Source organism: Nocardia tenerifensis NBRC 101015 (genome assembly GCF_000308715.1).
Classification (GTDB): domain Bacteria; phylum Actinomycetota; class Actinomycetes; order Mycobacteriales; family Mycobacteriaceae; genus Nocardia; species Nocardia tenerifensis.
Window position 1 is genome coordinate 1 of sequence record NZ_BAGH01000318.1, and the last position, 5,096, is coordinate 5,096.

Annotated in this window: 4 protein-coding genes and 1 pseudogene; 1 reads left to right on the top strand and 4 read right to left on the bottom strand. The window is 69.0% G+C overall.

The window, feature by feature from the left end; translation table 11 throughout:
* Window positions 1-47: 47 nt before the first annotated feature.
* The gene (locus ON39_RS25665; protein ID WP_040738214.1) at window positions 48-929 is read right to left on the bottom strand and encodes an RpnC/YadD family protein; all 882 of its coding nucleotides are present in this window, start codon (window positions 927-929) and stop codon (window positions 48-50) included.
* A gap of 247 nt (window positions 930-1,176) precedes the next feature.
* Between ON39_RS25665 and ON39_RS25670 the strand changes: the two are divergent.
* Window positions 1,177-2,881, top strand: a pseudogene (locus ON39_RS25670) (metallophosphoesterase family protein).
* Between the two features lie 6 nt (window positions 2,882-2,887).
* Here the strand turns inward: ON39_RS25670 and ON39_RS25675 are convergent.
* The 3 genes from ON39_RS25675 to ON39_RS25685 all read right to left on the bottom strand — a co-directional run.
* On the bottom strand, window positions 2,888-3,229 hold the full coding sequence (locus ON39_RS25675) for a TfoX/Sxy family protein (protein ID WP_040738216.1): 342 nt from the start codon (window positions 3,227-3,229) through the stop codon (window positions 2,888-2,890).
* A gap of 45 nt (window positions 3,230-3,274) precedes the next feature.
* Entirely contained in the window at window positions 3,275-4,252 is a 978-nt protein-coding gene (locus ON39_RS25680; RefSeq protein WP_040738217.1) for an alpha/beta hydrolase, read from the bottom strand.
* 137 nt (window positions 4,253-4,389) lie between these two features.
* Window positions 4,390-5,096, bottom strand: a 707-nt coding sequence (locus tag ON39_RS25685) for a thioesterase domain-containing protein (RefSeq protein WP_040738219.1), incomplete at its 5' end; no start/stop codon positions are given.

The following is a 5,096-nucleotide window of genomic DNA, read 5'->3' on the forward strand; positions in this document are numbered from 1 at the left end:
CAGGCGCTGCGAGGTCTCCGAGCGGAAGAACGACAGATCGATCGACATCACTCAGCGTCGAAGAGTTCAGCAGTGCTGGTCACGGTCAGGGACCGATCGAGCCAACGCTCCAGCAACGCCAGATCGGTGCACGACGTCAGACGCTCTCGCACCCCATCGTCGACAACGACTCCGCGGCGCTCGAGAATCCGCAGAATGCTCCCCGCGACTCCCTCAGATCGGCCCTCGATACGCCCTTCATCCCGCAGGCGCTGCGAGGTCTCCGAGCGGAAGAACGACAGATCGATCGACATCAATTGCCTCCAGGTTTCGGCGGCCGGGCTTTTGCCCAAGCCTAGTTCGGTGAGTTCGGCGATGACGTGGGCATCTTCCTCATCGATCTCCCGCAGCGCGGCGGCGAGCGCCTTCAGTATCGCACCGATGCTCGGGTGTTTGACGTGGGTCATCGCGGAGAGCGCGGCCAAGGGGATGTCGGCGGCGGCCACCGCTGGGTCGGTGACGACGGGCACGTTGTGTGGGCCGAGCACGAGGGGCCGCATGGTGAGGCTCGGCCAGAACGGCCGACCGAACTCCATGGGGCGGGACGCCCACAGCGCGGTCGCGCGGTCATGGCACACCACGAGCAGCAATACCGGAAGCCGGTACTTCGCGTGCGCGTGCGCCAGGTAGTAGGCCCACGCCGAGGGCTTGTCGGGGTGGTCATCGCCTTGCGCCTCGACCAGAAGCAGAAACCGGCCCGCCACCGTCGTGAACCGCAACAGCGTGTCCACTCGTCGCTCCAGCGGCCGTATCTCGGTGAGATCATTTGGTAGCAATGCCACTTCGAGCGGGTCGTCCAGTGGGACGTGCAACGCGCGGAACGCGCGCGCGAACATCCCTGGATCGTGCTGAAAGATCCGGTGCATCGCCTCGTGCTGGGAACTGACCATTCCGCCGAAGGTACCTCGACATTCGAAGGCATGTTCGATACGCATACCTTTTACAGCTTCGGGGTCGGGGCGGGGGCGTATCGGGTGGCCGGAGTGGTCCGCGGGCGGCTGAATCATGCCCAGTTTCGGCGCAATTGGGGCATTTCGGCGGGATCGCCGTCCGAAGCGGCAGAGTTCATTCGGTGTTCGTGTGGGGCTTGGGGTGTCGAGTTGCCGGGGGCGCTCGGGGGGTTCAGCATCGGAGGGTATGGGGTCGAATCCGCTTAATCCCGTTGGTGACGTTCCGGAGACCGGTATTCCGGGTGGGCGGGCCGCGGAGATGACGATGGGTGAGCAGTATCAGTGGCATCGGGAGTATCTGCGGCGGCATGCGGTGTCGCGGCGGAATATTCTGCGGGGGGGCCGCGGCGGCCGCGGCCGTGGCGGCGGTGGGGACGTCGCCGTTCGGGAGGCGGGCTTATGCCGAGGAGGCGCAGCTCGCGGTGGGGGGACGCCATGTCGGATTCGGGCCGGACTCGACCAGTCAGCTCCGGTTCGCCGCGCAGTTGTCCAGGCAGCCGTTGGGTACCAGGGTGTTCCTCGATCATGGGCCGACCCCGGCGCTCGGCGCGACGGTGGAGGCGGAGGTGCGTAACCTGCTGACTCAGTTGCCGAGCAGCGACGGCGGGGTGCTCGCGGCCGAGCAGTTCTACGCGCACGCGCCGGTGGACGGGCTGCCGGGCCGGGTGCCGCATTTCTATCGCTGGCGCACCGCCGACGGGTTCACCGGCGACATCCGCGCCGCCGCCCCGGCGATGCCCACCGCGCGGGCCGCGATCGTGCCGTTCCGGTTCACCATGATGGGCGATCAGGGCACCGACGAAACCCCGGCGCAGCCAGCGGGTGTCGCGCCCGGCGACTACGACGACAAGTACTACAAGGCCGACAACGAACCGAACGTGCCGCACGCGACCAATGTGCTGCGCCAAATCGCCGCGGCCAGACCGGATTTCCACATCCTGGCCGGCGACATCGCCTACGCCGATCCGTCCGGCGCGGGCAAGCCGAACGAATTCGTCTCGCACGACGGCAAACTCGCGCACGGCTTCGACAAGTTCAATCCCTACGTGTGGGACGTGTACTTCGGCGCGATCGAGGCGAGCGCCGCGCAGACGCCGTGGATGTTCGCGACCGGCAACCACGATATGGAGGCGACCTACGGCGCGAACGGCTACGGCGGGCATGCCGCGCGGCTCGACTTCCCCGGCAACGGGCCGGCCGGCTGCCCGTCGGCGTACTCGTTCACCTACGGCAATGTCGCGGTGCTCTCGCTCGACGCCAACGACGTCTCCTATGAGATCCGGGCGAACACCGGGTATTCCGGTGGGGCGCAGACGACCTGGGCCGAGCGCACCCTCGCCGCCTACCGCGCGGACCCCGGCATCGACTTCCTCGTCTGCTTCTTCCACCACTGCGCCTACTCGACGACCGACGCGCACGCCAGCGACGGCGGGGTGCGCGACGCCTGGGCGGCGCTGTTCGACCGCTACCAGGTGGATCTGGTGCTGCAGGGTCACAACCATGTCTTCGAGCGCACCGACCCGATCCGCGGCGATGTCGCGACCAAGGTCGCCGGCGACAACTCGGTGGTCTATCCGGAGACCGACGGCACGGTGTACTACACGGTCGGCGGCGGCGGGCGGCCCCGCTACGGCTTCCAGCCGGGTTCACGAGAGTCCTACCGCGGCAACGAGTTACCGGACACGACGGTGCCCAACAGCTACGTGTGGACCCCGGGCGGCGACAAGCGGGACGAGGCGGCCCCGTGGTCGCGGGTGCGGTTCCGCAACTACTCGTTCCTGCGCGTGGACGTCCGGCCGGGCCTGTTCGCCAGCGAGATGGACGTGACCGCCGTCGACGAGTACGGCCGCGAGTTCGACCGGGTCACTTACCGCAGGCAGGTGCGCGGCTGAGCGCCGCTACTTCTTCTTTTTCGGCGGCAGCGACCGCGCGTAGCCGACGCCGCGGTCGACCCATTCCCTTAGCACCGCGTCGTCGTCGGCCGCCTCGGGCGTGACACGCAGCCAGCCGGCCATCTCCCGCCCGCCCATCACCATCGGCTCCACGAACTCGTGCGCGAGCAGCTCGTCGCTCTCCTTCGGGTCGACCCGGACGAGCAGCCCACCCTGCCCGCTGGCCGCCACCGCCATATTGCCGCCGATCAGAAACGACAGCCCGCCGAACATCTTCCGCTCGGACAGCTCCGGCCCCGGTGTGATCATGAACCGGATGCGGTCGGCCAATTCCTCGTCATATGCCATGGCGGAATTCTCGCCCCGGGCACCGACACTTTCGCGACATGGAGCTCAAGCGCCGAGCGCGGCGGCGAACAGCGGCCAGGACAGGTGCACGTCGTCCTGCCAGTAGGTCCAGGCGTGCGTGCCCGCCGGGCGTAGGTTCGCGGTCACCGGGATGCCGAGTTCGTGCAGGCGATCGATGAACGGCCTGGTACAGCCGCCGATGACCGTCTCCATCACGCCGCCGACGAGCACGCGGTCGACCAGGCGGCCCGGGTTGCCGTCGATGCCGCGGTCGCCGATGGTGTCGTGCTCGCCCGGCGCGCCGGTGCCGGACGAGACGTACAGCGCCACGCCGCGCAGCCGCTCGGCCTGCACCATCGGGTCGTGCTCGACCCACGCCGGATTGTCCGCGGCGCCCCACATGTTCGCCGCGTTCGCGCCGAACACCGCGAGCTGCGACGCGACGTACGCCTGCGACATCGAGTCGCTGGTGCGCGGGCACCCGCTGTACGCGCCGACCGCCTGATAGAGACCAGGCGCGCCGGTCGCCAGGTTCAACGCCGAGGTCGCCGACATGGACAGTCCCGCAACGGCATTGCGCCCCGTCATGCCGAATTTCTCCTCCAGCAGCGGCGGCAGCTCGCGCGTCAGGAAGGTGGTCCACTGGTTGCGGCCGAGCACCGGGTCGTCGCGCAGCCAGTCGGTGTAGTAGCTGGCGCGCCCGCCCATCGGCACGATCACGTTGACGTTCTTGTCCGCGAAGAAGTCCGCCACGTCGGTGCGCCGCGTCCACGGGCCGCCGTCCTCGCCGCCGTCGACCGCGTTGAGCAGGTACAGCGCGGGCGCGCCTGCGCCGGGGTGCGACATCCACAGCGTGATGGGCTTGTTCATCGCGGCCGAGTGCACGACGACCTCGAACTGCCGCCCGCCGAGCGGGCGCACGTCGAGGATGCGGGAATCGGGATCGGCGGCGGCCGTCGCGGCCGGGACGATCGCGGTGATCACCGCGAGAACGGGAACCAGGCATCGCATCAGCCGGCGCATGGCGTCGAGTATCCATCAGGGAGGGCGGGACATCCGGTATTCACCGGGCGTGTTCGCGCAACGAATGAACATACAGGTCACGAGCGCATGACAGCATCGCAGCAATCGGCCAGCGACGGCCAAGACGAACCCCCGCGCTAAGCGGGCACCGCCGCGTGCTCCAAATGCCTCGCCAGAATCGGCCCGATCACCGCGACCACCGCCGCATTGGTGAGCTGCGCGTGCGTCGCCGCCACGGGGTGTTCGATGAGGTCGCCGGTGACGAACGGCCGCCACAGATCCGCGCCGAACCACTCGGTCACGCCGCGGGTCGCCGAGAAGTACAGCAGGTCACCGTCGAAGACGCCGGGCCGGTAGCCGTGCGAGAGCGCGACGCCGTCGACGTAGCCGCGGTGCAGCCGCTCCAGCTGTGTCGCGGACAGGCCCGTCCCGAATGACGCACCGGCCCTTGCCAATTCGTCGGCCGCCTCGGCCGCGGTCAGCTCGGGGGCCGAGTCGCCGTCTTCCGGCTCGTCGCCGAGCAAGTGCGTCAACAGATCTCGCATCCGCGGCGCGGGCGGCGGGTCGACACCGTCCGGGAAGACGACGCTGTCCAGCATGGCGAGCACGGCCACCGAGGCGCCGCGGGCGCGCAGGCGCACCGCGATGGCGTGCGCGATCTGGCCGCCGAGCGACCATCCGAGCAGGTGATAGGGCCCCTCCGGCTGCACACGGAGCATGGCGTCGACGTAGCTGTCGGCCAGCTCGTCGATAGTACCGATGGCCGGGTCCGGCCCGGTCAGCGTCGGCGCCTGCAAGCCGTACACCGGGCGGTCGGTGACGTAGCGGGCCAGCCCGGCGTAGC